At 64.1% G+C, this 2,181-nt stretch carries 3 protein-coding genes; 2 read left to right on the top strand and 1 reads right to left on the bottom strand.

Translation table 11 applies throughout. The features are described from left to right. Nucleotides 1-368 (top strand): iron-sulfur cluster assembly scaffold protein (locus tag ACWI6D_RS09350; protein WP_449134489.1); only part of this gene is annotated, 368 nt, incomplete at its 5' end. Further along, nucleotides 365-1,609: a hypothetical protein gene (locus ACWI6D_RS09355; protein ID WP_449134490.1), complete on the top strand. Its 1,245-nt coding sequence runs from the start codon at nt 365-367 to the stop codon at nt 1,607-1,609. The genes ACWI6D_RS09350 and ACWI6D_RS09355, both read left to right, overlap by 4 nt. Before the next feature lie 367 nt (nt 1,610-1,976). Here the strand turns inward: ACWI6D_RS09355 and ACWI6D_RS09360 are convergent. Beyond that, the coding region (locus tag ACWI6D_RS09360; protein WP_449134491.1) for a hypothetical protein at nt 1,977-2,181 on the bottom strand (205 nt) is incomplete at its 5' end.

Genomic DNA, 2,181 nt, shown 5'->3' on the forward strand with positions numbered 1-2,181 from the left:
AGGTGGGCTTCAAGAGCCGCGGGTGCCTGGCCATGACCGGTTGCGCAAGCGCCATCTGCTCCATGATCGAGGGCAAGACGTTCTCGCAGGCGTTGGAGCTGACGCCCAAGGACGTGGAGCTTGCGGTCGACGGCGTGCCGACGGGCAAGGGGCATACCACCCTGTTCGCCATCGAGGCCGTGCGCGGCCTGGTGGGCGACTGGATGTACCGTTGCGGTATGTCGCTCGCGGAGATGGACGAGAAGCTGCCCTGCGACGAGATGTCGGTGGCGTGCTTGATGTGCGAGCATTGCAGCCTGCGCGACACGCGCGTCGAGATGAGGGTTAACGAGGCCATCGCGAAGCAGAAGGCCGGCGAGGCGAAATGAGCGAGCAGATGAAGACGGCCGGGGAGTCTCTGGGCCAGGATATCGTTTCGGAAGACGCGGAATCGGCGGTGGGGGAGGTTGCCGCCGACCAGGGCGTCGCAGCCGCTGGGAACGCGGAAGCTGCCGCAGCCGGCGTCGATGAGGCACCTGAAGGGGAAGCGGCCGACGAGCCCACGGAGGAGGAGCTTGCGGCCGCACGCGAGCTGGCCGAGAATAACGCGCTTGCCGATGTGTTCGATGACGTGCGCAAACAATCGGCGGACAGCCACTTGGTGACGCCCGATCGCTGGGCCGAGATCGGCCTGGTGCCCGATCATATGACGCCTGACGACTTCGAGATGTTCGTGTACGAATGGCTTGAGGACTACCTGGCCGAGCACAAGGAAGAAATCGAGGCCGAGCGCGCCGCCGAGCGCGCGAAGGCCGCCGCGGTGCGTTCTGCCACCCGTGCGGTGGGCGTGCCCCCGAAGATCCCGAACCGCCGCTTGGCGCAGATCGAGGCCGACAACAAGGCGAAGGCGGCCGAGGCCGCCGATAAGGCGCCGGAAGCCGTTGGGGATTCCGTTGAAGTCGAATCCGCTGCGGGCGTCGATGCCTCCACGCAGTCCGGCAACGCTGCGGAAGCCGCCGAAAGCGCCGCCGTCGCCGCAGCGCCCGCAACGTCCGAGCCCGTCCCGGCTTCCTCCGATAACGCGGGTGGCAACGGACAAGCTGCCGAAGATGAGCAGCCTGCCGAGGACGACAGGAGCCCCTTCGCCGGCCTGCGCATTCCCGAAGGCTACCGTCTTGAGCAGATCGAGGGCGAATGGGTGCTCGTGGAGGACGAGAACGCTGTGCCCGTGCGCAAGGAGATCAAGTGCAACCGCATCAAGGCGCTCGTGGGCATGCACAGCTATTACCTGTACGATGAAACGCTCATGACCGACAATTATGCGCGCTGGGCGTTCCTGGCCGCCGAGGACAACCCGGTGGTCACGTTCGTCGAGTGCGTGCGGGAGGATTCGCGCGTGTACCCGCGCCCTTATGCCGCCGAGTGCCTGAAGAACCCGCCCTTCCGCATGACCGACGAGCAGGTCGAGGAAACGTGGCAGGCGGTTCGTGATTCCGGTAACTATCCGGACATCGAGCGCACCGAGGCGTCCAACGGCGACGTGTACTACTATTCCACGCAGTACCTCGAGTCCGGCTATGCGGCATCGCTGGCCGAATACGATGCGGTGGAGCGCCCCGCCGACGTGTAGCGCCTGATGAGGGCCTAACGCATAGCCATAGGTAACGCAATGCGCCCCCGAGCGAAACCGCTCGGGGGCGCATTTTTGCGAAAGGATGTCATTCCGCCCGTTTTTGCATCTTCTCTTCTTGCGTTCCCGCAAATAGGGCGTCTCCTGGAATTCGCGTCAGCCTTTGGGATAGCGAGATCGTTTCCCCCTGACTCATACCGGCCGACTTGGGAAAACGGCGGAGTGCGGACGTGCTCCTCATTCCGCAACCGCAGACGCCCGTATTCCGGAGTCGCTCTAGAGCGCAAAAACGCCCCCCGCTGTCTGCGCAACGGGGGGCGTTTGCGATTCAGGCTTGCTTTGCCGGTCTAGCTTGCCAGCTTAGCGTTTACGGCAGCAGGTTCAGGCTCTGCAGCTCGGCCTTGACGTCGTCCATGCCGTAGTAGTCCAGGCAGTCGGCCGTCGGGCAACCCTTCTCGGAATCCCAACCAAACTTCTCGTACAGCATGGTCAGACCCTTCTGGAAGTCTTCCTTCTCCATCTTGTCGGTGCCCTTGGTGAACGGCTCCTTGTCCGGATCCTTGGTGAACGGC

Source organism: Senegalimassilia sp. (assembly GCF_977052095.1).

What these genes read in the sequence shown, in the direction of transcription:
- ACWI6D_RS09355 (WP_449134490.1), top strand. Translation starts at nt 365, where the DNA reads ATGAGCGAGCAGATGAAGACGGCCGGGGAGTCTCTGGGCCAGGATATC.